General features: G+C 69.2%; 27 protein-coding genes. 13 read left to right on the top strand and 14 right to left on the bottom strand.

Annotated elements, in window-relative coordinates:
- Positions 1-35: 35 nt before the first annotated feature.
- Positions 36-575, top strand: coding sequence for a DUF488 domain-containing protein (locus BW733_RS16625; protein WP_077352275.1), 540 nt, complete (start codon positions 36-38; stop codon positions 573-575).
- Here the strand turns inward: BW733_RS16625 and BW733_RS16620 are convergent.
- Together BW733_RS16620 and BW733_RS19630 are read right to left on the bottom strand one after the other, a co-directional pair.
- Positions 561-1,295, bottom strand: a complete 735-nt coding sequence (locus tag BW733_RS16620) for a DUF1345 domain-containing protein (RefSeq protein WP_077352273.1) — start codon at positions 1,293-1,295, stop codon at positions 561-563. The genes BW733_RS16625 and BW733_RS16620 overlap by 15 nt on opposite strands.
- A gap of 9 nt (positions 1,296-1,304) precedes the next feature.
- Positions 1,305-1,511, bottom strand: a complete 207-nt coding sequence (locus BW733_RS19630; RefSeq protein WP_077352271.1) for a hypothetical protein — start codon at positions 1,509-1,511, stop codon at positions 1,305-1,307.
- On the opposite strand from BW733_RS19630, the gene BW733_RS20210 reads away from it, so the two are divergent.
- The gene (locus BW733_RS20210) at positions 1,449-1,676 is read left to right on the top strand and encodes a histidine kinase dimerization/phospho-acceptor domain-containing protein (RefSeq protein WP_418361348.1); all 228 of its coding nucleotides are present in this window, start codon (positions 1,449-1,451) and stop codon (positions 1,674-1,676) included. The two genes, BW733_RS19630 and BW733_RS20210, sit on opposite strands and share 63 nt — an antisense overlap.
- On the top strand, positions 1,625-1,825 hold the full coding sequence (locus BW733_RS16610) for an ATP-binding protein (RefSeq protein WP_161490271.1): 201 nt from the start codon (positions 1,625-1,627) through the stop codon (positions 1,823-1,825). The genes BW733_RS20210 and BW733_RS16610 overlap by 52 nt, the downstream gene beginning before the upstream one ends.
- Positions 1,826-1,949: 124 nt before the next feature.
- Here BW733_RS16610 and BW733_RS19625 read toward each other — a convergent pair whose 3' ends face one another.
- Both BW733_RS19625 and BW733_RS18385 read right to left on the bottom strand, forming a co-directional pair.
- Positions 1,950-2,516, bottom strand: coding sequence for an HNH endonuclease (locus BW733_RS19625; protein WP_161490270.1), 567 nt, complete (start codon positions 2,514-2,516; stop codon positions 1,950-1,952).
- Between the two features lie 97 nt (positions 2,517-2,613).
- Positions 2,614-2,787, bottom strand: a complete 174-nt coding sequence (locus BW733_RS18385) for a hypothetical protein (protein ID WP_161490269.1) — start codon at positions 2,785-2,787, stop codon at positions 2,614-2,616.
- A 181-nt stretch (positions 2,788-2,968) separates the two neighbouring features.
- Between BW733_RS18385 and BW733_RS19620 the strand changes: the two genes are divergently transcribed.
- Positions 2,969-3,154: a FadR/GntR family transcriptional regulator gene (locus BW733_RS19620; RefSeq protein WP_237268242.1), complete on the top strand. Its 186-nt coding sequence runs from the start codon at positions 2,969-2,971 to the stop codon at positions 3,152-3,154.
- Between the two features lie 194 nt (positions 3,155-3,348).
- Here BW733_RS19620 and BW733_RS16595 read toward each other — a convergent pair whose 3' ends face one another.
- Positions 3,349-4,980: an IS1182 family transposase gene (locus BW733_RS16595; RefSeq protein WP_077346978.1), complete on the bottom strand. Its 1,632-nt coding sequence runs from the start codon at positions 4,978-4,980 to the stop codon at positions 3,349-3,351.
- Positions 4,981-5,321: 341 nt separating this feature from the next.
- Between BW733_RS16595 and BW733_RS16590 the strand changes: the two genes are divergently transcribed.
- Positions 5,322-6,005, top strand: a complete 684-nt coding sequence (locus BW733_RS16590) for a hypothetical protein (RefSeq protein ID WP_152024771.1) — start codon at positions 5,322-5,324, stop codon at positions 6,003-6,005.
- 267 nt (positions 6,006-6,272) lie between these two features.
- On the opposite strand, the gene BW733_RS16585 is transcribed toward BW733_RS16590, so the two are convergent.
- Positions 6,273-7,904 carry an IS1182 family transposase gene (locus BW733_RS16585; RefSeq protein ID WP_077346978.1) on the bottom strand — a complete coding sequence of 544 codons (1,632 nt, stop codon included), beginning with the start codon at positions 7,902-7,904 and terminating at the stop codon, positions 6,273-6,275.
- Between the two features lie 106 nt (positions 7,905-8,010).
- Between BW733_RS16585 and BW733_RS16580 the strand changes: the two genes are divergently transcribed.
- From BW733_RS16580 to BW733_RS16570, 3 genes are all read left to right on the top strand, one after another.
- Positions 8,011-8,325 (top strand): type II toxin-antitoxin system RelE/ParE family toxin, encoded by a 315-nt coding sequence (locus BW733_RS16580; protein WP_077352264.1) that lies wholly within the window; start codon positions 8,011-8,013, stop codon positions 8,323-8,325.
- Complete coding sequence (locus BW733_RS16575; protein ID WP_077352263.1) at positions 8,318-8,611, top strand: addiction module antidote protein; 294 nt, start codon at positions 8,318-8,320, stop codon at positions 8,609-8,611. Before BW733_RS16580 ends, BW733_RS16575 begins: the two co-directional genes overlap by 8 nt.
- A 154-nt stretch (positions 8,612-8,765) precedes the next feature.
- Positions 8,766-9,203: a FadR/GntR family transcriptional regulator gene (locus tag BW733_RS16570; RefSeq protein WP_077352261.1), complete on the top strand. Its 438-nt coding sequence runs from the start codon at positions 8,766-8,768 to the stop codon at positions 9,201-9,203.
- Positions 9,204-9,278: 75 nt separating this feature from the next.
- Here BW733_RS16570 and BW733_RS16565 read toward each other — a convergent pair whose 3' ends face one another.
- Together BW733_RS16565 and BW733_RS18055 are read right to left on the bottom strand one after the other, a co-directional pair.
- Positions 9,279-9,866: a dihydrofolate reductase family protein gene (locus BW733_RS16565; RefSeq protein WP_202970236.1), complete on the bottom strand. Its 588-nt coding sequence runs from the start codon at positions 9,864-9,866 to the stop codon at positions 9,279-9,281.
- Positions 9,867-10,025: 159 nt separating this feature from the next.
- Entirely contained in the window at positions 10,026-10,265 is a 240-nt protein-coding gene (locus tag BW733_RS18055; protein ID WP_152024770.1) for a hypothetical protein, read from the bottom strand.
- Between the two features lie 22 nt (positions 10,266-10,287).
- Here BW733_RS18055 and BW733_RS16560 point away from each other — a divergent pair, with 22 nt between their 5' ends.
- Entirely contained in the window at positions 10,288-10,764 is a 477-nt protein-coding gene (locus tag BW733_RS16560) for a GNAT family N-acetyltransferase (protein WP_202970235.1), read from the top strand.
- Positions 10,765-11,059: 295 nt separating this feature from the next.
- Here the strand turns inward: BW733_RS16560 and BW733_RS16555 are convergent, their stop codons facing one another.
- Together BW733_RS16555 and BW733_RS16550 are read right to left on the bottom strand one after the other, a co-directional pair.
- Positions 11,060-12,013 carry an FKBP-type peptidyl-prolyl cis-trans isomerase gene (locus tag BW733_RS16555; protein WP_077352257.1) on the bottom strand — a complete coding sequence of 318 codons (954 nt, stop codon included), beginning with the start codon at positions 12,011-12,013 and terminating at the stop codon, positions 11,060-11,062.
- Positions 12,014-12,160: 147 nt separating this feature from the next.
- Entirely contained in the window at positions 12,161-12,478 is a 318-nt protein-coding gene (locus BW733_RS16550) for a hypothetical protein (protein ID WP_077352255.1), read from the bottom strand.
- 128 nt (positions 12,479-12,606) lie between these two features.
- Between BW733_RS16550 and BW733_RS16545 the strand changes: the two genes are divergently transcribed.
- From BW733_RS16545 to BW733_RS16535, 3 genes are read left to right on the top strand one after another with little or no spacing between them, the layout of a single operon-like run.
- A complete protein-coding gene (locus BW733_RS16545; RefSeq protein WP_077352253.1) occupies positions 12,607-14,706 on the top strand; it encodes an MMPL family transporter in 2,100 nt (699 codons plus the stop codon).
- Positions 14,672-15,922 (top strand): sensor histidine kinase, encoded by a 1,251-nt coding sequence (locus BW733_RS16540; protein ID WP_077352251.1) that lies wholly within the window; start codon positions 14,672-14,674, stop codon positions 15,920-15,922. The genes BW733_RS16545 and BW733_RS16540 overlap by 35 nt, the downstream gene beginning before the upstream one ends.
- Entirely contained in the window at positions 15,919-16,533 is a 615-nt protein-coding gene (locus tag BW733_RS16535) for a response regulator (RefSeq protein WP_077352249.1), read from the top strand. The genes BW733_RS16540 and BW733_RS16535 overlap by 4 nt, the downstream gene beginning before the upstream one ends.
- 1 nt (position 16,534) lies before the next feature.
- On the opposite strand, the gene BW733_RS16530 is transcribed toward BW733_RS16535, so the two are convergent.
- From BW733_RS16530 to BW733_RS16515, 4 genes are read right to left on the bottom strand one after another with little or no spacing between them, the layout of a single operon-like run.
- Positions 16,535-17,959: a glycoside hydrolase family 32 protein gene (locus tag BW733_RS16530; protein WP_077352247.1), complete on the bottom strand. Its 1,425-nt coding sequence runs from the start codon at positions 17,957-17,959 to the stop codon at positions 16,535-16,537.
- A gap of 37 nt (positions 17,960-17,996) precedes the next feature.
- Positions 17,997-18,830, bottom strand: a complete 834-nt coding sequence (locus BW733_RS16525) for a carbohydrate ABC transporter permease (RefSeq protein ID WP_077352245.1) — start codon at positions 18,828-18,830, stop codon at positions 17,997-17,999.
- An 8-nt stretch (positions 18,831-18,838) separates the two neighbouring features.
- Positions 18,839-19,780, bottom strand: coding sequence for a carbohydrate ABC transporter permease (locus tag BW733_RS16520; RefSeq protein ID WP_077352243.1), 942 nt, complete (start codon positions 19,778-19,780; stop codon positions 18,839-18,841).
- Positions 19,780-21,162, bottom strand: a complete 1,383-nt coding sequence (locus BW733_RS16515; RefSeq protein WP_077352241.1) for an ABC transporter substrate-binding protein — start codon at positions 21,160-21,162, stop codon at positions 19,780-19,782. Before BW733_RS16515 ends, BW733_RS16520 begins: the two co-directional genes overlap by 1 nt.
- 153 nt (positions 21,163-21,315) lie before the next feature.
- Here BW733_RS16515 and BW733_RS16510 point away from each other — a divergent pair, with 153 nt between their 5' ends.
- Entirely contained in the window at positions 21,316-22,353 is a 1,038-nt protein-coding gene (locus BW733_RS16510) for a LacI family DNA-binding transcriptional regulator (RefSeq protein WP_077352239.1), read from the top strand.
- Positions 22,354-22,364 lie beyond the last annotated feature (11 nt).

The raw sequence follows: 22,364 nt of genomic DNA, 5'->3' as shown, positions 1-22,364 counted from the left end.
CGGGCGGCAGACTGGTTCACCGGAAGGGAGTCCATGTGCCTGGCATCTTCACTGTCGGCCATTCGAACCTCAGCTCGGTTGAGTTCGTCGACGTGGTGCGCTCGGTGGGCATCGAGCTGGTGGTCGATGTGCGCAAGCTGCGCGGCTCGGCCCGCTATCCGCAGTTCGACGCCGCGGCGCTCGGAGACTCGCTGGCCGAGGCAGGGATCGCGCTCGAGCCGAGCCCCGCGCTGACCGGTCGACGTCCCGTCAGCCGGGTGGTGCCCTTCGAGGTCAACGCGTGGTGGACCAACCGCAGCTTCCACAACTACGCCGACCACGCACTGGGCGACGACTTCCGCCGCGCCCTGGACGCCCTGGTCGCCTCCTCGTCAGAGGTCACCTGCGCGGTGATGTGCGCCGAGGCCCTCTGGTGGCGCTGCCACCGCAGGATCATCGCCGACCATGTGCTCGCGCGCGGGGTCGCCGTCGACCACTTGATGGGTTCCGGACGCACGGTGAAGGCGGAACTCAGCGCCGGTGCCGTCGTCGGCGACGACTCGCTCGTCACCTATCCACCGTCACCGGCTGACTGAGGTGACCACCAGTGAGACGGTCAGCGCAACGACCACGGCGTTGAACATGAAGGCGGTCAGCGCATGCCCCCGAACCGCCTTCAACCCGGCCCGGGTCGTCGGATGGATCTCGCTGCCGTGCAGCGTGGAGGTGAGGAAGGACAGCGAGAGGAAGTCGACGAAGCGTGGCTCCTCGGCGATGGAGAACCGGAAGGTGGCCCCGGAGGCAGCCAGGCGTGCGTAGCGCAGCGCATAGGCGTAGGTCATCGAGACCCACGACGTCATGGCGACGGCGATCGCCAGGACGGGTGCCACGAGCGGCGGCCACCTGTCTGCGTTGAGCATGACGAAGACCGAGACGAGCACTGCGATGATCGCGGTGCTCACCGACCACGAGACTGGTCCGCCGAACCCGGAGAGTTCATCGGAGAGCGTGTGCCGTTCGCGTGCCTGCCGTGCGGTGATCGCGGAAAGACGCGCGGCGTCGAGCCTTCCGAAGATCAGCTGCGTCCAGCCGAGATAGAGGAGGCCGAACACGATCCAGGTCAGCGATCCGAGCAGCAGGAGCAGGTCGGTCGAGCCGGCAACCCACTCCCTGAGCGACTCCGCGTGCAGCCGGTCGCGGTTGACGATCAGCAGCGCGGGAACGACGAGCAGGGTGGCAAGGAGCGAACTCCACTGGGCCCGCCACGGGTCGTTGAATGCGCGCGGCACCGTCTGCTGTTCGTCGTCGGCGTCCATGGCTGGATGCTAGCGGAGCCTGCCCGACCGCTTCTCAGTTAGGTGGCGTGCCCGCATGGAGAACTCGACGACAACTGGGGCCACCTTAGCCACAGGATCGGCATGCGGGGTCGCCGCGACGACCTGCGGGAGCTGGCCGACGCCTTCGACTCGATGGTGGCCCGCGTCGAGGGTGACGTCGAGCGTCAGCGGCGTTTCGTCGCGAACGCCTCCCATGAACTGCGCACTCCCCTCGCCGTGTCAGGAGCGTTGATCGAGGTAGCACAGGCCGATCCCGACCCGCACGTCGCCGCCCTGCTGACCGGCCGAACCTCGCCCAGAACGCGATCGTGCACAACCTGCCCGAACACGGGCGGGCAAGGATCTCGACCGCGACGCTAGACGGGCGCGCGGTGCTCAGGGTCGTCAACACCGGGCATCGGATCGATCCCACCCTGCTGGACGTGCTGGTCGAGCCCTTCCAACGTGGCGTCGGCCGCACGCGCGATGGCCACAACGGGCCTGGACTGGGCCTTGCCATCGCCTCGTAGATCGTCGAGTCACTCTCGGGCACCCTCACGCCTGCCGCGAGGCCCGAAGCTGGACTCATGGTCGAGGCCTCGTCCCCTCTAGCGAAGGATGCACGAGGCCCCGACCATGCGCCGGGCACTCGACTCAGATGAGTCCGTCCTGGAGGATCCGCCACACCTCGGCCTGTACCCCTGCGTACTCCCGCTGGTCCACGCGGGGGTCGAACAGGAGCCGCATCTCGGCCTCGTCCGGGGTGCGGTCGGCCTTGAGCTGGTTGCAGGCGGCGCACGCGGCGACGAGGTTGCCCCACGTCCATCCGCCTCCGCGGCACGCGGGGAACAGGTGGTCGACCGTGTTCGCGTACCCGCCGCAGTAGGCGCACGTCCAACCGTCGCGGCGCAGGATGTCGAAGCGCGACGCCCTGCTGTGCAGGTCGGGAACGCGTCGGAAGGGGATGTCGACCCAGTAGTTCAGCCGCACGATCAGCGGCCACGCCATGTCGACGCCGCCGCCCGCCGAACGTACGCGGTGGCTCTGGTGCACCTTGAACGGGCTGTAGATCCCGTCGAGGATGCCCGTCACCGCGCTCGTCCAGTTCACCTCACCCTTCACGTCGTAATCGAGTCCGATCACGAAGCTGGTGGTGCGGTGCTGATCGATCGCTGCGGGAGCGATGTCGCGGTGCGGTCGTTGTCTGAGCCGTACCGTCATGGGTCGCCTCCTTTCAAGGCCTGCTGACATGTGTGGGGAAAGAAAAACGACCCCTGGGGAAGGTTCCCTCGGGGCCGTCGCTGCGCATAGCTCGGTGCTACGGACGCAGAGTCTGCGGTGGCTCCACGGAGGGGGACGAGATACCGAAGGTCGGATCCGCCTTGAACATCTCATCGGCGAGGGCTGCTTCGCCCGCGCGTCGGACATGCGACTCGAGCGCGCCGAGGCATGCCAGGTACAGGACGTCACCCTGCCTGTTGTGCATCAACACGTTCGTGCCTTTCTCTACGAAGCGGTCTCAGGCTAACAGGTGGACCGTGGACTTCAGGCGCACGCGGCCCAGATCTCTGCTCCGGAGCCGCTCAGGTCGCATCCTCCCGGCCTCCTCCGAGCCCCGGGAGGGTGTCGGCCCCCCGCCGATACACCGCAACTACGAACGTAAGGGAGGCGACGTGTTGCACGAGAGTCCGGGCTCACCGACGGTGACGCCCACGCCGGTGTTGTCGAAGCTGCGCGAGATGATCCTGCAGGGTCGCTGGAGGGCGGGCGACGCGCTTCCGGGCGAGCGGGACCTGGCCGGAGAGCTCGACTGTTCGCGCGCCTCACTGCGGGAGGCACTGAGCGTGCTGGAGGCCTAGGAGGGCGCTGAACAAGGTGTGATCTGAGGCGGGTATGGCGTGAGGGGGGCGGGCGGAGCGCCGCCAAGGCCGTCTTTGCGGCAGTGAGGTCAGCACCCTGGGGTGCGACAGTCGGGGTCGTTCCGCCCGCCTGAGGCCATCCTGCGCTCGATCGGGGCGGCGTGGCAAGGGCCCAGCGGCCCCCGGTCCCACCCTCAGGCGATGGCCCAGGTCCCGTCCTGGACGGTGAGCCCGAGGTTGAGGAGGCGTCGCAGGTTGAGACCGGCGGCGCGGTGGTGCAGCCAGGCGTCGTTCTTGGCCACGCCCCGGTAGGGCACGCGGCGTGCTCCGCGCGTGAGCCAGGCGATGGAGCGTTCGACCATCGGCCGGTGCCGTCGGTAGACGGCCTGGAAGTCCGGGTCGGTGGCTCGTTCGCGGTGCTGTCGTTGGAGCTGGTGGTGCTCACCCAGGGTGACCTTGCGGCCACGTTCGGCGGTGGTGCACCGCTGCCGCAGCGGACAGCCGGCGCACGCGGCGCCGAAGGTCACCTTGCCCTTGGCACTGACGCCGCGGGTGAGCCCGGCCGGGCAGGTCAACGTCCCGGCGACCGGGTCGTGGATGAAGTCGTCCAGGGTGAACCCGCCCTCGACAGCCGGCCGCAGCGGCCAGGGTTTGAGGACCGGTTCCCACTTGCGGGCATCGAGCGTGGCCAGCATGTCACCGGAGGCGTAGGCGGAGTCGCCGAGCACCTGCACCGGCGCGTCAGGGGTGGCGGTGAGGGTGGAGTCGGTGGTGACCAGGTCGGCACCCACCGCGGCGTCGGAGTGCTCGGCCCCGTTGGTCTTCGTCAGCTTCACCATCGTCATCAGCCCGGTGTCCGGCTCGACGACGACATGGGCCTTGAACCCGTCCTGACGCCGTTCGCGGGTCTTGTGCGCGTGCCGGGCATCGGGGTCGACGGTGGAGATCATCCGGTCCGGCGCGGTCTTGCGGGCGATGCGCCACCGCCCGTCGGTGCCGTCGGAACCCTCCGCCGGCTCGACGTCCTGCCCGGCGACCAACGCCAGCAGCGCGAGGGCCTCGGCCGGTTTCCCACCCGCCTCGGACAGCAGCGCCAGGCCGTCCGGGTCGCCGTGCTCGTCGTGGTGGGCGGCGTCGAGAGCGGCCAGCAGGGCCAGGGCGTCGCCCACCAGTGCGCTCACCAGCTCGGTCCGGGCGGCCTCGTCCTCCCAGGCGATCCGCGGCTTGCCAGCGACCGTGTAGTCACCGCCGGTGACCTCGGCCAACCGGGTGCACTCCTGGACCACCAGTGCGTGCGCGCCCGGCACGTCGCGGCCGACCCGGCGGATCGAGGCGATCAGCTGGGTGACCGTGTCCTGCCGGGCGACCGCGTCGTCGAGCACCGTGGAGTCCAACGCCCGCCGCGTCTTGCCCGACAGGACACCGGTAGCCATGACGACCTCGCGGACCGCCTCGAAGATCCGGTCCGGACGTTGGCTGGCGGCCAGCCGCTTACGCCAGTACGTCAACGTCGAAGGGTGGAACCCGGCCCCGTCGACCGCGTACCCGCACGCGGCCTTCCAGCGCAGGTCGAACGTGAGCGCCTCGACCGCTTCCCTGTCAGAGTGCCCGTACAAGGACTGCAGCACCAGCACCGAGGCGATGACCTCTGGCGGGATCGAGGGCCGACCCCGCCCCGAGGGAAACAGGTCGGCGAACAGCTCCGGCGGGAACAACCGCAACCGGTGCTCGGCCAGGAACGCGAACACGCTCCCCGGCACCAACAGATGTCCCGCCAACGCCTCCACGTCCAACAGCTCCCGCTGCCGATCAGCCTCACCCTGCATGAAACAAGGATCGCAAGCCCACCCCGATCAGCACCCCGCGACGCGCGGGTTATTCAGCACCGTCCTAGGGCATCATCGACAGCCGTGCGGGGGGCCGCTCGACCGTCCGCGCCACGCCGCGCAGCGCCTACGGAAGCGTCCTCGAACTGCAGTTGACGCTCCTACCGCCTCGCCCACACCCGAGCCCGGTACCAGACGCCCGCCACAGGCGCGTGACATCGATCATCTGCCGATTACAGGACGGTCGGCCTTGCTCGCTGTCAAACTTGGCCATGCGCAACACGTACCGGCAACGGGGTGCTCTCCAAAACCACCGCAACCGATGACTCATGGAGGTCGACATGACTGGCACAGTGCTGCTCGAGGAGTTCCACGACGACGGGGCGAAGGCGGGCGTCCTCATCCGCAAGTTCGTGGGCCAGGACCTCGACTCCATCATGACCGTCCGCTTTGGCGACCACTTGCTCCGACTGGTGCAGCACACGGAGTTTGCTGGCCCGACCGGCCCTGAGTGGCGGTCCTTCACCTACATCGGCCACAACGAGACGACGAGCGCGTCTTGCTCAGCCGACGGCATCGTCACCGTTTCGGGGAAGGCGATGCCAGCGCTTGAGCGGGCCGTGCCCAGCTACGCCGCCGTCCGCATTCTCCTTGACTTCCTGGCCGGGAAACAGAGGGAGACCACCTACCGCGAGTTCCTCGAGGGCGACCTCACGGTCTACGACGCCCGCCTCATCCGCCTGGGCAAGGAGAGCGTCGAGACCCCCACAGGCACGGTCGAAGCGACCCGCATCGAGCTGCACCGAGGCAGCACGCTTGCGAACACCTTCTGGGAACAGGACGGCCACCTCGTCGCATCCGACTGGAACGGCGCCATGTCCTACCCCTCGACGACCGCAACACGCTCGTCAAGGGGCTACACCCCGATGTCGTCACGACCATTGACGACTTCTTGGCTGGCTGACGCCCCGGCTCGCACGAGGAGCGTGGCGAATTCCAAACGGATGGAACACCCGCCACGCTGAACGTCCGCCTCTGCCGCTGTGGACGCGGCTGCATGAGCAAGCTGTCGCGCCGAGAAGCGCGCGTTCCTGCTAGGAGGGCGCTGAACAAGGTGTGATCTGAGGCGGGTATGGCGTGAGGGGGGCGGGCGGAGCGCCGCCAAGGCCGTCTTTGCGGCAGTGAGGTCAGCACCCTGGGGTGCGACAGTCGGGGTCGTTCCGCCCGCCTGAGGCCATCCTGCGCTCGATCGGGGCGGCGTGGCAAGGGCCCAGCGGCCCCCGGTCCCACCCTCAGGCGATGGCCCAGGTCCCGTCCTGGACGGTGAGCCCGAGGTTGAGGAGGCGTCGCAGGTTGAGACCGGCGGCGCGGTGGTGCAGCCAGGCGTCGTTCTTGGCCACGCCCCGGTAGGGCACGCGGCGTGCTCCGCGCGTGAGCCAGGCGATGGAGCGTTCGACCATCGGCCGGTGCCGTCGGTAGACGGCCTGGAAGTCCGGGTCGGTGGCTCGTTCGCGGTGCTGTCGTTGGAGCTGGTGGTGCTCACCCAGGGTGACCTTGCGGCCACGTTCGGCGGTGGTGCACCGCTGCCGCAGCGGACAGCCGGCGCACGCGGCGCCGAAGGTCACCTTGCCCTTGGCACTGACGCCGCGGGTGAGCCCGGCCGGGCAGGTCAACGTCCCGGCGACCGGGTCGTGGATGAAGTCGTCCAGGGTGAACCCGCCCTCGACAGCCGGCCGCAGCGGCCAGGGTTTGAGGACCGGTTCCCACTTGCGGGCATCGAGCGTGGCCAGCATGTCACCGGAGGCGTAGGCGGAGTCGCCGAGCACCTGCACCGGCGCGTCAGGGGTGGCGGTGAGGGTGGAGTCGGTGGTGACCAGGTCGGCACCCACCGCGGCGTCGGAGTGCTCGGCCCCGTTGGTCTTCGTCAGCTTCACCATCGTCATCAGCCCGGTGTCCGGCTCGACGACGACATGGGCCTTGAACCCGTCCTGACGCCGTTCGCGGGTCTTGTGCGCGTGCCGGGCATCGGGGTCGACGGTGGAGATCATCCGGTCCGGCGCGGTCTTGCGGGCGATGCGCCACCGCCCGTCGGTGCCGTCGGAACCCTCCGCCGGCTCGACGTCCTGCCCGGCGACCAACGCCAGCAGCGCGAGGGCCTCGGCCGGTTTCCCACCCGCCTCGGACAGCAGCGCCAGGCCGTCCGGGTCGCCGTGCTCGTCGTGGTGGGCGGCGTCGAGAGCGGCCAGCAGGGCCAGGGCGTCGCCCACCAGTGCGCTCACCAGCTCGGTCCGGGCGGCCTCGTCCTCCCAGGCGATCCGCGGCTTGCCAGCGACCGTGTAGTCACCGCCGGTGACCTCGGCCAACCGGGTGCACTCCTGGACCACCAGTGCGTGCGCGCCCGGCACGTCGCGGCCGACCCGGCGGATCGAGGCGATCAGCTGGGTGACCGTGTCCTGCCGGGCGACCGCGTCGTCGAGCACCGTGGAGTCCAACGCCCGCCGCGTCTTGCCCGACAGGACACCGGTAGCCATGACGACCTCGCGGACCGCCTCGAAGATCCGGTCCGGACGTTGGCTGGCGGCCAGCCGCTTACGCCAGTACGTCAACGTCGAAGGGTGGAACCCGGCCCCGTCGACCGCGTACCCGCACGCGGCCTTCCAGCGCAGGTCGAACGTGAGCGCCTCGACCGCTTCCCTGTCAGAGTGCCCGTACAAGGACTGCAGCACCAGCACCGAGGCGATGACCTCTGGCGGGATCGAGGGCCGACCCCGCCCCGAGGGAAACAGGTCGGCGAACAGCTCCGGCGGGAACAACCGCAACCGGTGCTCGGCCAGGAACGCGAACACGCTCCCCGGCACCAACAGATGTCCCGCCAACGCCTCCACGTCCAACAGCTCCCGCTGCCGATCAGCCTCACCCTGCATGAAACAAGGATCGCAAGCCCACCCCGATCAGCACCCCGCGACGCGCGGGTTATTCAGCACCGTCCTAGCCCTTTTGGAACGGCCAACTGTCGACTAGAATCGACATGTGATCGAGGTTCTCACGACCCAGGAGTTCGATCACTGGCTGCGTCGGCTCAAGGATCGCCAGGGCCGCTTGCGGATCTTGTCGAGACTCGACCGCCTTGCAGCAGGGAACCTCGGAGACATGAAACCCGTGGGTGGTGGGGTCCTGGAGCTTCGTCTGGCGTTCGGTCCCGGCTACCGCGTCTACCTCACGCGGCGTGGCCACCAGCTGGTGCTGTTGCTGTGCGGTGGGGACAAGTCCAGTCAGTCTGACGACATCATCAGGGCTCGTCAGCTGGCGGCCGAGTGGAACGAGAAGGAGGACAACGATGAGTGAGAACCATCAGCGCTTTGACGCCGCGAACTACCTCGACGACCTCGACGACGTCGCCGGCTACCTGCAGATCGCCCTCGAGGAGTCCGGCGACGACCCAACTGCCGTTCCGCGCGCTCTCGGGGTGATCGCCCGCTCGGGGAACATGAGCGAACTCGCCCGCCGTGTCGGCATGAGCCGGGATGGGCTCTACAAGGCCCTGTCCGACCAGGGCAATCCCACGTGGTCGACCGTGCTGAAGGTCAGCGGAGCGCTGGGCCTGAAGCTGTCCTTCCAGGCCGTCGCCTGACCGGCTCGCGGGGTTACCGCGTCGCAGGAAGCACCCTCATGCCGCGTTGATAGCAGGGGCGGGGGGCTCAGCCCATCCGGCTCAGCAGCACGAGCATTGTCGGAGCAGCATCGACCAAGTCGCGGTCAAGGGTGACGGTGTAGGAGGGTCTGCAGTGTGGGTGGTCGCCGTCGAGATGTGGTCGGCCCGCAGGGCGGCCGAGACCAGGTCGGATAAACACCTCGAGGAGTTGGCCTCGATCCTGACCCGGATGGACGACCCCGGCATCCACGTGCGCGAGTTCAACGCGCTGGACGCACGTTTCCACGCGCTGATCGCGACCGCTTCTGGCAATGCGATCATCCAGGATCTCAGCGGGGGGCTGCGCAGCGCGGTCGAGCAGCAGATGATCGAGGCGTATGACCAGCTCGAGGACTGGCGCGACGCCAGCATCTCCGTGCGCAGCGAGCACAGGCAGATCCTCGAGGCCCTCAGGGATCGCGACCCCGAGCTGGCGGCCGCGGTGGTGCGCAGCCACGCCATGAACTTCTTCCGGGACGCGTTGGCGTCGGCTGAAGATGCCCCCGCGGAGGCCGCCGTCGCGACCGCGTAGCCAGGCTCCAGTGATGCGGCCGCATCGATTCTCAGGCGACCTCGGAGAGGCGGGGGTCGGCGGCGGGCTGCCTGCCTAGCCGGTAGGTAACGTGTGTGACGAGTCCGTGGCGCGCGCCGCGATCGGCATCAGCCACAGCGGCGGCTCCACGTCGCCGAAGAGCCGTTCGCCCGATCCGAGCAGGACCGGGGCGATGTGGAGCCGCAGCTCATCGATCAACCCTGCGGCCAGGTACTGGTTGATGGTCGAGGCGCCGCCTGCGACGGCGACGTTGCGCGCCCCGGCCGCTGACCTCGCTCGTGCCAGAGCCTCCCCGATGCCCGCCTCGATAAAGCTGAACGTGGTGCCGCCGTCCATCTCCACGGGGCCACGCGCGTGATGCGTGAGGACGAACACGGGAGCATGGTAGGGGGGATTCGGCCCCCACCAGCCGCGCCGGTCCTCGGGCCAGCCGCCCCGCACGGGGCCGAACATGTTGCGCCCCATGATGTAGGCGCCCGCATCGAGGATGCCCGCCAGTTCGGAGGCATTGACGTCCGACTGTTCGAACTGCCACCGGTGCAGCGTCTCTCCCCCGCGTGCGAGCGGCTGTTCCAGGGTCTGATCCGGTCCGGCGACGAAGCCGTCAACCGACACCGTGACATCGCAGGTGACAAGTCCCATCTCCGCCGCCTTCCGACCGGGTGGGAGTCAGCCTAGTTACGCGTCGAGGCTGCCGCGGCAAATCTGCGCGACCCGGGGTCAACCACCCGTGGCGAGCCCGGCAAGGAACTCACGGACGAGGGCGTTGAAGGCGTCGGGTCGGTCCATGTTCGCGTTGTGTCAGGCGTCTGCGAGCGCCTCGAGCCTGACGGCCGGATCCCGGTCGGCAAGAGCCCGCGCGGCGGGCGCGATGTTGCCCGTGCCGTCTTCGGCGCCGAGCACCGCGAGGATGGGCACGGGTGGGCGCCAGGCGGCGTCCGGTCGGAGCGCCTCACGCCAGAAGCCGATCGCCTCACCTGTGCGCAGGATGCGCGACCTCGACGTCGCCGACCAGACGTGAATGCCCTTGCCACGCCGCACGCCTATCGGGTTCACTTGCCCCATGCAGGACCAGCTCACGCTCACCTTGTTGCGCGTCGACGACGCGGAGGCCATGGTGTCGGTGCTCGCCGATCCCGCGCTGTACGCGTTCACCGGAGGAGAACCTCCCGACCTGGCATCGCTTCGAAGGCTCTACGCGCATCAGGTCACGGGTGCCTCGCCCGACGGAAGCCAGCGCTGGTTCAACTGGATCGTCCGGGTCGATGGTGAGGCCGTCGGCTACGTCCAGGCCACTGTCGAGGACGAGGTGGCGGAGCTCGCATGGGTGATCGGAGCACCATGGCAGGGTCGCGGCCTCGCCACACGCGCCGCTCGGCTGATGCTGCATGAGTTCGTCGGGAGGGTCAGGCTGTTGCGGGCCCACATCCATCCGGACCATCACGCCTCCAACCGGATCGCGACCGGTCTCGGGCTGCGTCCGACGGGCGCCTTCGAGGACGGCGAGGCGGTGTGGGAGGGCCTCCTCGAGCGGGCCTGAGCCAGCCACCATGGGCGCTTTCCCAAAGCAGGCGGGGACCTGGCGTGGAGGGCCGTCAACGGAAGGTCCCCCAGAGCAGGAACTCCGGCGGCGTTGGGCCGCCTACGACGACTCGTCTCTGTGGGGCCGCCTGCTCGACACCGGGGGCGAGGTCTACGTCGTGCGCCCAGAGGACATCTCCTCGAGCACCGGATCACGCCTGCGGTGGCCGGTTTGCGCTTCACGCTGGCCTGACGACGACACGACGGCGGCGGCACCTCAAGGGTGCCGCCGCCGTCTTCGATGTCCGGAGGGATCAGCCGGCCGGGATGGCCGCCATGACGTCGATCACGAGGACCTGGGCGTTGGTGCCCGCCTCGGTGTCGGCCGGGTAGGTGAGCAGGACGCGGGAGCCGGCCTTCTTGCCGATGAGCTCGGTCCCGCCACCGTTGGGCACCTGCTGGAAGGTGTCGGTCCAGGTGGTCATGGTCTCGCCGCCCCACTCACCGCCAGTGACGTGGTAGGCGACGGTGTCGGTCTCCGTGATCGGCTCGCCGGTCCCCTCGGCGAGGACGATGATCTGGGGCTCGGCCGGCGCCTCGGCGTCTGCCGCGAACTCGATGCCGGGCTGCGCGCCCAGGTCACCGGTGATGGTGAGGCCCGCGGGCAGCTTCTCATCGGTCGGGGTCGCCTGCGTGAGCAGTTCCGCATCGACCGTGGTGGCGTCGAGTACATCGACCACGAAGACGAGGGTCGAGTTCGCGGGGATCGTCTCGCTCTCCTGGTCGCCGTAACCGAACGCCGGCGGCACCACGATCTGGACCTGGTCGCCGACCTTGGTGCCCGCGAGGCCGTACTTCCAGCCGTCGACCACCTGGTCGAGCGAGAAGCTCGACGGGGTTCCACGCTCGTAGGAGGAATCGAACTGGGTGCCGTCGCTCCAGAGGAAACCTGCGTAGTTGACGGTGACGAACGCGCCCTCCCCGACGGTCTCGCCGTCGCCCTGCTTCAAGGTCTTGACGGTGATCTGGGTGGGCGCCTCCCCGTCGATCGGCTCCATGGTGGGGATCGACTTGTCGTCAAAGGCGATGGTGGGCAGGTCGCCCTGCGGGTCCCGGTCGACCTGGGGCACGCCCGTCGGCTGATCATCGGCAGGCGCGGCCGGGCTGGAGACGCTCGACTCCGCAGGTTCGGTGTCGCCGCCTGTGCCGCAGGCCGACAGGGGAAGGAGGAGGGCGATGGCCGCGATGGCCAGGGGCTTGAGTTTCACGAGAACGGCTCCTGCGGCCGGTCGTGGCCGCGTCGGGGTCAGAGAGGCGCGGCCCGCCAGGCGGGGCGCCGTCGTCCAGCCTAACGGGCGAGTCTGTGTCGAAGCTGTGCGCGGCTCAGCCACCCCCTTGCACCGCTCGGCTTCCCATCAACCGGCGAGCGCGTCGACGGTGAACCAGATCTGCAGCAGGCCGAGCAGCAGCGCCGCCACCACGAGGGTTACTACGAAGCGGGCATCGACGAGTCGGGCCGGTTCCGCGGCACTGCCCAGCCGACCGGCGTGCGGCCGGGCTTCTCGAGGAGGTGACCATGGGAAGGATCGGCGTTCGCCGCGTACTTCACCATCGGCCTGTCGTTGGGGCTGCTGCTTGGCCTCCTGCTCGACAACCTGGCCCTCGCCCTGCCGGTCGGCGCCGTCCTCGGCATCCTGATCGGCCTGCTCGCCGCGGGGGTCTCGCCGGGGCACAAGCCCCTGAGCACGGCGGTTCCTCCCTGCCCCTTGAGAACGATTCGGCGCATCGGCCAAAAGGCTGATGTCCGCGTCGACCCGATGCACGATGCCCGGGAGGGGGCTGCGCTGGTGGGCTTGGGACCATGCCAGAAAACCCAGCCGGACGGTCCTTCGCCGACCGCCTCACCTCACGGCGCGGAGCGTGGATCGCGCTCGGCCTCGTCCTCGCCGCGTTCGTCGCCCTCTTCGGACTCTTCGCCGGGGCCGAGGCCCCGTCACGCAACGCGCAGGCGCCCGACGGCTCGGAGTCCTCACGGGTCTCGGAGCTCCTCGCCACCTTCCCGGGTGCGGAGCGCCAGTCGGTGCAGATCGTCGTCACGCGCGACGACGGGAACGCGCTCGACGCCGACGACCTCGCCGCGCTTGAGGGTCTGCTTCCCCGCCTCGGTGACGGTGCGGACCCAGCCTCCGGCCCACTGGTCAGTGAGGACGACAAGGCAGCGGTCCTGATGGTCCCGATCACGGTGGGCGCCGACAACAGCGAGACGGCGGATGTCATCGGGTCGCTGCGTTCCGAGATCGAGCGGGAGCGACCCGACGGCCTGTCGATGCTGGTCACCGGCGGCCCCGCGTTCGGAGCCGACGTCACCTCCTCCTTCGACGGCGCGGACTTCACCCTGCTCCTCGTGACGATCGTCATCGTCGCGGTCCTGCTGATCGTCACCTACCGCTCCCCCGTGCTGTGGCTCGTGCCCCTGATCGTGATCGCGTTGGCCGACGGCCTCGCCGGGCGCGTCACCGCGGCCGCCGGTTCCGCCTGGGACCTGCAGTTCGACGCGGGCATCATCAGCGTCCTCGTCTTCGGGGCGGGTACCAACTACGCCCTGTTGCTGATCTCGCGCTACCGCGAGGAACTGCTGACCACCGACGATGACCGGGCGGCTCTGAGCAGTGCCTGGCAACACACGATGCCTGCCATCCTCGCCTCGAACGTGACGGTGGTCCTAGCCTTGGCGACCCTGACGCTGGCCGTCATCCCTGGCACCCACGGGCTCGGCGTGACCACGGCGATCGGGCTGGTCATCGCGCTCGCCGCCGTCGCGCTCGCGCTGCCCCCGGTGCTCGCGGTCTTCGGCCGCAGGCTGTTCTGGCCCTTTGTCCCGCGCCCCGGATCCGATCGGCGGCTCGGCGGTGGCTGGCGCAGGATCGCGGAGGGCGTGACCCGCCGCCCAGGCGTCTCTCTTGCCGCCGGACTCACGCTGCTCGGCGTGATGGCCCTCGGCCTGCTCGGCACCTCGGTCGGGCTCGACCAGCTCGGGAAGTTCCGGGTCCAGTCGGAGTCGGCGACGGGGCTGAGCGTCCTGGCCGAACACTTCCCCGCGGGGAGGGCCCAGCCGACGTTCATCGTCGCGAAGACGGAGGGGGCCCAGGACGTGGTCGACGCGGTCGCGGGGCTGGAGGGCGTGGTCAGGGCCCATCCCGTCGGGACGACCGCGGACGGCGAACTGACGAAGGTGATGGTGGTCAGCCAGTACTCGCCGAGCACCACGGAGAGCCTCGACCAGATCGGCGAGCTGCGCGCTGCCGCACACGCGGTCGAGGGTGCGGACGCGCTGGTCGGAGGGGCCGTCGCCACCGATGTCGATGCCCGTGCAGGCAACGCGGCCGATCTGTGGCTGATCGCGCCGCTGGTGCTGGCCGTGTGCTTCGTCGTGCTCGTCGTGCTGCTGCGCTCGCTCGTCGCGCCGACCCTGCTGCTCCTGGTGAACCTGGGCAGCGCCGTCGCGGCCATCGGCGCAGGGTCGTGGCTGAGCCGGGTGCTGCTAGACCAGCCAGCGCTCGACCTCCAGGTGCCTCTGCTCGCGTTCCTGTTCCTCGTAGCGCTCGGCATCGACTACACGATCTTCCTCGTGCACCGGGCCCGCAGCGAGGCCGGGGCCCTCGGCACGCGGGAGGCGATGGTGGAGGCGGTCGCGCACACCGGCAGCGTGATCACCAGCGCCGGCCTCGTCCTCGCAGCCGTCTTCGCCGCCCTCGGGGTGCTTCCGCTCGTCACGCTTGGCCAGTTGGGCCTGATCGTCGGCGTCGGGGTGCTCGTCGACACGCTCGTCGTGCGGACGGTGATCGTGCCTGCGATCTTCACCCTGGTCGGCGACCGGATCTGGTGGCCGGGTAGGCCTTCGCGTGGCTCTGACGGACAATGGCTACATGAGCCTCGTGACAGTGCCCCTGTCGGGTCCTGACCCGGCAGCGACCACGCTGGCCGGTTACGTCCGGGCGATGGGGGTCGGCCAGCACGTCATGGCCGTGATGCTCACGGTGATCGGAGTGGTGCGCGCGGTGCTCGCCGATGCACCGGTCGCGGCGGCCGTTGCCGCCGGTGGGGCCTTCCTCGCCTGGCATCTGGTCGGGGCGCTGTGGTCGGCCCGCTCGAACTCGACCCGGGTCGCCGTCGTGTGGCTGCTCGGTCTCGTGGTCGTGTGGATCGCCGCAACCGTCGTGTCCGCGGAGTTCGTCTGGCTCGCTTTCCTGTTGTGGCTGCTCGCGGGTCACCTGCTTCCGGTGGTGTGGGGTGTGGCGCTGTCTGCGCTGGTGTTCGCCGTGGTGGTGGCCGCTCCCCTGCTCCACCACGGCGAACCGAGCTACGGCGTCGTGTTCGGCCCCCTGATCGGCGGCATCTTCGCCTACGGCATCTCGCGCGGCTACCTCCAACTGCTGCGCGACGCCGAGGAACGCGAGCGGCTGGTCGTCTCGCTCACCGCAGCCCAGGCCGAGATGGCCGATCTGCAGGACGAGCTCGCGACGGCGCAGCGCCGCTCGGGGGCGGTCGCGGAGCGGACCCGGCTCTCCCGCGACATCCACGACACCGTCGCCCAGTCGCTTTCCTCGATCCGGCTGCTGGCCCACGCCCGTTCGGAGGTGGGCGAGACCGAGTCGGCACGGGCCTTCGGGCAGATCGCGACCCTGTCGGGCGAGGGGTTGGCCGACGTGCGCAGGATCGTCGCGGCGCTGGCGCCGTCCGAGCTCGACGACAGCGCGCTGGCAGGCGCCCTGCAGCGGATGACGGCTCGGCTGCACGAGGAGACCGGGATCGAGGCGGAGGTCCGGATCGACGAGTCGCTCCCCCAGCTGGCGACCGAGACGGAGGTGGCGCTGCTGCGCACCGCGCAGTCGGCGCTGGCCAACGTGCGCCAGCATGCCGGGGCCGGGCGCGTCGTGGTCAGCCTGATCGACGCGGACGACTCCGTGCGGCTCGACGTCATGGACGACGGCGTCGGGTTCGACCCCGCGACCCTCGACCAGCGCAAGACGGCCTCACCCTCGGGTTTCGGGCTGCGCTACATGCGTGACCGGCTGCGGGAACTGGGCGGAGGACTCGACATCGAGTCGGTCCCCGGCGAGAGCACGGCGATAAGCGGCCACCTGCCCATCCGCGACGGATCGGGGGCTCGCCGGTGACGAGCGTGCTCATCGTCGACGACCATCCCATCGTGCGCAGCGGGCTGCGGGCGGTGCTCGGTGCCGACGGCGTCGAGGTCGTGGGAGAGGCCGCCTCCGGCGAGGAGGCGCTGCTGCTCACCTCGGAGCTGGCTCCAGAGGTCGTGCTCTGCGACCTGCGGCTCGGCGCGGGGATCGACGGGATCGAGACCACACGGCGTCTGCTCGACCTCACCCCCGCCCCTGCCGTGCTGATCCTGACCACGTTCGACCGTGACGCCGAGATCCTCGCCGCGATCGAGGCCGGGGCCGCGGGCTACCTGCTCAAGGACGCCGATCCACAGGTGATCCGCGCGGCCATCGCAAGGGCGGCAGCCGGAGGTGTGTATCTGGCCGAGGGGCTCGAGAAGCGGGTGCTGCGCGGCATGCGCAATCCCCGGCCGCGGCTGACCGGGCGCGAACTCGAGGTGCTGAGGCTCCTGGCTGAAGGCGCCTCGAACCGGGAGATCGCCCGGACGCTGTACGTGACCGAGGCGACGGTGAAGAGCCACCTCGCCCACATCTTCACCAAGCTCGACGTGGACAGCCGGTCACGGGCCGTCCACGTCGCGGGCGAGGCAGGGCTGATCTGACTCAGCCGCTGACCGTGAGCTTCTCGACGATCACCGCGCCGCCGACGCCCTTGAGCCAGGCGTGCGGGAAGGGCGGGGACGGGGTGAGGTCGGTGATGACGGAGCGGCCGCCGTCTGCGAAGACTTCGATGCCCTTCGCGTCGAGCCAGATAGTCAGGCCGACGCGCTCGCGCTGGCCGAGGGTCACCTCCGCCTGGGTGGAGTAGGCCCCGGGCAGCGCCTCGGCTCCCCGGCTCCGGTCGACGAGCAGGCGGCCCGTTGCCCGCTCGTAGCGCAGCTCGACGCACGTCTGCCGGTCGCGCCCCAGGGCAAGGGCGAAGCCGTCGGCCCCGCCGAGGTCCACCAGGAGGTCGATCCGGGCCACGGGAGGAACGGTCAACGGCAGCTCGACCAGGCCCTCGATCCGCTCCGCCGTGATCGTCGCGGTCTCGGCCACGTCCGGCACGATCCCGACCTGCACGAGCCGCAGCGTCCCCTCGTCGTCGACGAGGCTCAGCCTGCGTGCCATGGTCATCGCGCCGCGCTGGGGTGCGGCGGGATCGACCGGAAGCTCCGCTGCGTAGAGCCAGTTGCTCATCCAGGCGATCAGGATCCGGTCGTCGATGCCCAGCCCCGAGAAGGTGACTCCCGCATAGCAGTCGTGCCCGTGGTCGAGCCACGGCAACGAGCGCATGCCCTCGTCGTCGGCGCCGATCGGCGGACGGTGCACGTGCGGGGTGAACGTCACGCCGTCGAAGTCACCGACGAAGTACTGCGTGGCTGACCCGCCCGCCGGCCCACCGGGGTGGGTGCTGACCAGCAGCACCCAGGCGACGTCGTCGCCGTCGCCCACCCTCAGCGGGAACAGGTCTGGGCACTCCCAGATCCCGCCTGCGGCCGCCTCGGGGCCGAAGGCCGAGAGGAACGTCCACGTCAGCAGGTCGTCGGAGCGGTAGAAGAGCACCTGCTGGTCGATCGCCTCGACAGCGACGAGCACCCAGTAGGGCCCGCCCGGCCCGGTGTAGCGCACGACCTTCGGGTCGCGGAAGTCCGAGCTGCCCCGGTCGAGCACCGGGTTGCCCTCGTACTTGGCCCAGGTCTCGCCGTCGTCGACGCTGTACGCGATCGACTGGGCCTGGTGGGCCGCCCGCTTCGAATGCGACGTGTAGAACGCGAGCAGCGCCCCCTTTCCGAACCCGGCGGTGCCCTCCTCGTCTGCGACGACGGAGCCGGAGAAGATGTCCTCGTCGGCATCGAAGGCGATGGCGACGGGATGGTCCTCCCAGCGCACCAGGTCGGGGCTGGAGGCGTGCCCCCAGCTCATGTTCGCGTGGTCGGCGCCCTCCGGGTTGTACTGGAAGAACAGGTGGTATCTCCCGTTGTGGAAGACGAGCCCGTTGGGGTCGTTCATCCAGTTGGCCGGCGGGGCGTAGTGCAGCAGGTCCATGGCTCTTTCTCGGGGCGGGTCGGTGAGGGCGCGGTGGCTACTTGCCTGCGCCGGCGGTGAGGCCCTCGCGCAGCGGCTTCTGGCCGAACACGAAGACGAGCAGGGCGGGGATCATCGAGATGATCACGCCGGCGAGCACCGTCGAGATGCTGCCCGTTCCGAGGTTGCCCTGCAGCGTGACGAGGCCGAGCGGGAGGGTGAAGTTCTGCTCGCTGATCGTCATGATCAGGGGACGGAAGAACTCGTTCCAGTGGTAGTTGAATGCGAGGATCCCGACGATCGCCAGACCGGGCGTCGCCAAGGGCAGGTAGACGCTGAAGAACACGCGCCAGGGGCCCGCACCGTCGATCTCCGCCGCCTCGCCGAGCTCGGCGGGAAGCCCCATGAAGAACTGGCGCATCAGGAAGGTGCCGAACGCCGTCGGGAGGGCAGGGACGATCAGCGCGAGCAGCGTGTCGGCAAGGCCCATGCCGCGGATCAGCATGAAAACCGGGACGATGGTGACCTGCATCGGCACCATCATCGTGGCGAGAATCGTGCCGAAGAGGAGCTTCTTGCCGCGGAAGTCGAACCGGGCGAACACGTAGCCGGCCATCGCGGCGCTGAGCATCTGGCCGAGAGCGACGAGCAGCGTGACGAGTGCGCTGTTCCAGACATAGAGCCACACGGGGATCTTGGCGAAGACGTCGGCGAAGGCGGAGCCGCCGACGCTGGTGACATTGGTGACCGGATCGGTCGGGGTGAGCGCGGTGATCAGGGTCCAGACGACCGGGCCGAGCGTCACGAAGGTTGCCAACGCCAGGATGACGTACTTGGCGACGGTTCCGATCCCCTGGAGGGGTCGGCGGGTTTCAACTGCTTGTGTGGACATCTCTCACCTCACCCGTAGAAGACGAATCGCTTGCTGAGCTGGAACTGGATGGCGGTGACGAGCATGATCAGCAGCGTCAGCACCACGCCGACGGCCGAGGCCCCACCGAAGTCGAGCTGCCGGAAGGCCGACTCGTAGATCACCATGACTGCGGTGCGGGTCTCGTCTCCGGGCCCGCCGCGGGTGAGCACCCACGGCTGGTCGAAAATCTGCAGCGCGTTGATGATCGCCATCACGGAGGCGACCAACATGGTGGGGCTGATCAGCGGGAGGGTCAGCTGCCAGAACTGCTTCCAGCCGGTGGCGCCGTCGATGGAGGCGGCCTCGTAGACCTCCTTGGGGATCGCGGCGATGCCGCCGATGAACAGCAGGAAGGTGAAGCCGAAGTTCTGCCACACGTAGACGAGCAGCACCACGATCTTCGCGCCGAAGCCGGTGGTCAGCCAGCCGACCTTCGCGATGCCGAGCCAACCGAGGACCTCATTGACGAGGCCGAACTCCTGATTGAACAGGTAGGCCATGATCAGCGAGACGGACGCGGCCGAGAGGATCAGCGGGAAGAACAGCGTCGACCTGAAGAAGGTGCGCAGCCAGGTGGGCATCCGCGACTGGACGAGGATCGCGAGCAGCAGGGCGACGGCGAGCTGCACGATGACGGCGGTCGCGACGAAGCCGATGGTGTTGAGGAACGAGACCCGCACCGTCGGACTGGAGGCCAGCCTTGCGAAGTTGTCGAGGCCGACGAATTCGGGTGCGGTGATGATGTCCCAGCGGAAGAACGCGAGCACCACCGAGGCGATGATCGGCACGAGGGTGAACAGCCCGAGCCCGATCAGGGTCGGCGCGAGGAACAGGGTGATCAGCAGCCGGGGCTTGCGCCGTCCGGGCCGCACGTCGGTCTCGGGGTTGGGCTCGGCCAGCTTGGGCGAGGCGGTCGGTGTCGTGGACATCAGCGTCCTCCCAGGGCGATCTCGAGGTCACGTTGCATGATCTCGAGGCCTCGGCGGACTCCGCCGGGGCCGTTGGTGATGGCGCCGACCACGTTCTTGGTCAGCGCGGACTCGACGGCCGCCTGCTGCGGCGGCGCGGGCATCGGGGCGGTGTCCGGGAACTTGTCGAGCGTGTCGTAGAACACCTCCCAGTGCGCGGGGCCGAGCCCGGCGCCGTACAGCTCGGTGTTGAGCGAGCGGCGCGGGATCGACGAGTCTGGCTTCGTGTGGGCGATGGACATGCCCTCGTACGAGACGCAGTACTTCAGCCATTCCCAGGCCTCGTCCTTGCGCTTGGAGGTCTCCATGATCGCGTAGCCGCCTGCGCCGAACTGGTGGCGCTGGCTCGCCATCTTCGGGAAGAAGATGACGTCGTAGTCGTCGTTGGCCACGCCCGCCTCGCTCAGGCCCTGCACCCAGAACCCGCCTGCCGGCGTCATGCCGACCTGGCCGGAGGAGAAGAGCGCGACGAGTTCGTTGCCTCCGCCCTGGGCGGGGTTGGCCGCGAGGCCCTCGGCGACCATCCGCTGCAGCACCGCGAAGCTCTCGACGGTCCGGTCGTTGAGCGCGTCGGCGTGCTCCCAGAGGAAGCCCCCGCCGCGGGGCTCCTGATCGGGGTAGAACCGGCTCCAGAACCAGTCACCGCCGCTTGCCTTCTCCTCAGTGAGGAAGCTCGTGTTGTTGATGTAGAGCCACGGGACGACGCCTCCCCAGAGGCGGTTGGTCCAGAAGTACGGAAGGAAGCGGCCCTCAGAGCCCGACTTCATCGCCCTGGACAGCGCGAAGAAGTCGTCGACCGACCAGTCGTCGCGTGGCCGTTCCATGCCGGAGCGCTCGAGCGCACCGGTGTTGTAGAACACGTTGGCGGCGTTGAAGTTGTCGGGCATCTGGAAGAGGCTGCCCTTGTACATGAACGACTCGATGAGTGCCGGGTGCACGTCGTCGAAGTACTCCTGCATCTCGGCGGCGTCGCGCTGGACGTACTCGTCGATCGGATGCGCGAGCCTGGAGGCGAAGAGCTGGGTGCCCTCGGTCGCGACCGTCACCACGTCCGGCGGGGTGCCCGCCGCGATCATGGTCAGGATCTTGGCGAAGTACTCGCCCCAGTCCTGGCCCTGGATCGGGACGATCCGCACGGCGACGTCGGGGTGCTTGCGCTGGAAGCCGTCGACGAGGGCCTGGCGCGCGACCGCGTCCTGCTGGGTGCCGAACAGGGCGACGGTCAGCGCATCGTCTCCCCTGCCCGGGATGTCGCGCCCGGTGAGCCGGGGCCACGAGATGGCGGTGCCTGCGAGACCGGCGCCCAGGAGGGCGACGACTGCTCTACGGGATAGATCAACCACGTTGTTGTTCCTTCTTCCTCAGCGGGATCGAGTCGCATCGACCCCTGCTAAATGGATTCAGCACGCACAACGTATCAACCCATCCGACGACACGCTAGCTTTCTGCTGAATCAATTCAGCCGCGACACTGAACGGTCCACTAGGGTTGCCCCCATGGGCAAGGATTCCAACCGCCGAGTCACGCTGGCCGACGTCGCGGCGCGCTCGGGGATGTCCAAGAGTGCGGTGAGCATGATCCTCAACGACCGGCCTGGCTCCAGGCTGTCGGCCGAGGCGGCCGAGCGGGTCCGTTCCGCCGCCGAGGAGCTCGGCTACCGGCCGAATCCGGCCGCGCAGAGCCTGCGTCTGGGGAAGACGAGCACCATCGGCTTCATCTCCGACGACGTGATCCTGACCCGCCACGCCTCGGGCATGATCCGCGGCGCCCTCGACGCCGCCAAGGAGCACGGCCTCACAATGCTGATCGCTGAGGGAAGCGGGAACGACGGCGAGCTGCGCGACGCCGTGGACCTGATGCTCGATCGCCGGGTCGACGGGATCGTGCTCGGGCTCATGCGCGCCCGCCAACTGGAGGTGCCAACGGTTCCCGGCAACGTCGCGTTCATCCTGGCCAACGGCGTCACGCCCCAGGGGCACGACGGGCTGCTCCCCGACGAGTTCGAGGGCGGCTACGCGATGGCGAGGCTGCTGGTCGACGCCGGGCACCGTCGCATCGGCATGGTCGGACGGCTGCTCCCCGCGTACGGCGACCTCAGCTACTCGGCGACGATCGAGCACCGCTTCGAGGGGATCGAGAAGGCCTTCGCCGAGGGCGACGTCGACGCCGTCTTCGAGCCGGTGACCGCCTGGGACTCGACGGTCGGCTACGACTCGACGATCGAGATCATGACAGCCCACCCCGACCTGACGGCGCTGATCGCAGGCAACGACGAGGTGGCTTTCGGCATGTACCAGGCGCTGTCCGAGCTGGGCCTGCGGGTGCCCGACGACGTGTCGGTCGCCTCGTTCGACGACGAGGTGCTCGCCGCCTACCACCGTCCGGGACTCACGACGGCCCACCTGCCCTACGAGGAGATGGGTCGCCGCGCCGTCGAGATGATCCTTGGCCTGCGCCCGCGCGACCGGGAACTGCTGGAGATGCCGGTCGTGGTCCGCGACTCGATCGCCCCTCCGCGCCTTCAGGTCGCCTGACTTCGACCCCC

The organism is Tessaracoccus flavescens, assembly GCF_001998865.1.
GTDB classification, from domain to species: domain Bacteria; phylum Actinomycetota; class Actinomycetes; order Propionibacteriales; family Propionibacteriaceae; genus Arachnia; species Arachnia flavescens.
This window is presented reverse-complemented; position numbering and strand designations above follow the sequence as displayed.

Bases quoted from the DNA above. Each gene is read 5' to 3' on its own strand.
- BW733_RS16565 (WP_202970236.1), bottom strand. From the start codon at position 9,866: ATGGGACTTGTCACCTGCGATGTCACGGTGTCGGTTGACGGCTTCGTC.
- BW733_RS16585 (WP_077346978.1), bottom strand. From the start codon at position 7,904: ATGCAGGGTGAGGCTGATCGGCAGCGGGAGCTGTTGGACGTGGAGGCG.
- BW733_RS16545 (WP_077352253.1), top strand. From the start codon at position 12,607: ATGCCAGAAAACCCAGCCGGACGGTCCTTCGCCGACCGCCTCACCTCA.
- BW733_RS16525 (WP_077352245.1), bottom strand. From the start codon at position 18,830: ATGTCCACACAAGCAGTTGAAACCCGCCGACCCCTCCAGGGGATCGGA.
- BW733_RS16590 (WP_152024771.1), top strand. From the start codon at position 5,322: ATGACTGGCACAGTGCTGCTCGAGGAGTTCCACGACGACGGGGCGAAG.
- BW733_RS16510 (WP_077352239.1), top strand. From the start codon at position 21,316: ATGGGCAAGGATTCCAACCGCCGAGTCACGCTGGCCGACGTCGCGGCG.
- BW733_RS16520 (WP_077352243.1), bottom strand. From the start codon at position 19,780: ATGTCCACGACACCGACCGCCTCGCCCAAGCTGGCCGAGCCCAACCCC.
- BW733_RS16560 (WP_202970235.1), top strand. From the start codon at position 10,288: ATGCAGGACCAGCTCACGCTCACCTTGTTGCGCGTCGACGACGCGGAG.
- BW733_RS16575 (WP_077352263.1), top strand. From the start codon at position 8,318: ATGAGTGAGAACCATCAGCGCTTTGACGCCGCGAACTACCTCGACGAC.
- BW733_RS16540 (WP_077352251.1), top strand. From the start codon at position 14,672: ATGAGCCTCGTGACAGTGCCCCTGTCGGGTCCTGACCCGGCAGCGACC.
- BW733_RS20210 (WP_418361348.1), top strand. From the start codon at position 1,449: ATGGTGGCCCGCGTCGAGGGTGACGTCGAGCGTCAGCGGCGTTTCGTC.
- BW733_RS16595 (WP_077346978.1), bottom strand. From the start codon at position 4,980: ATGCAGGGTGAGGCTGATCGGCAGCGGGAGCTGTTGGACGTGGAGGCG.
- BW733_RS16620 (WP_077352273.1), bottom strand. From the start codon at position 1,295: ATGGACGCCGACGACGAACAGCAGACGGTGCCGCGCGCATTCAACGAC.
- BW733_RS16530 (WP_077352247.1), bottom strand. From the start codon at position 17,959: ATGGACCTGCTGCACTACGCCCCGCCGGCCAACTGGATGAACGACCCC.
- BW733_RS19630 (WP_077352271.1), bottom strand. From the start codon at position 1,511: ATGGGAGGCGTTCGCGACGAAACGCCGCTGACGCTCGACGTCACCCTC.
- BW733_RS19625 (WP_161490270.1), bottom strand. From the start codon at position 2,516: ATGACGGTACGGCTCAGACAACGACCGCACCGCGACATCGCTCCCGCA.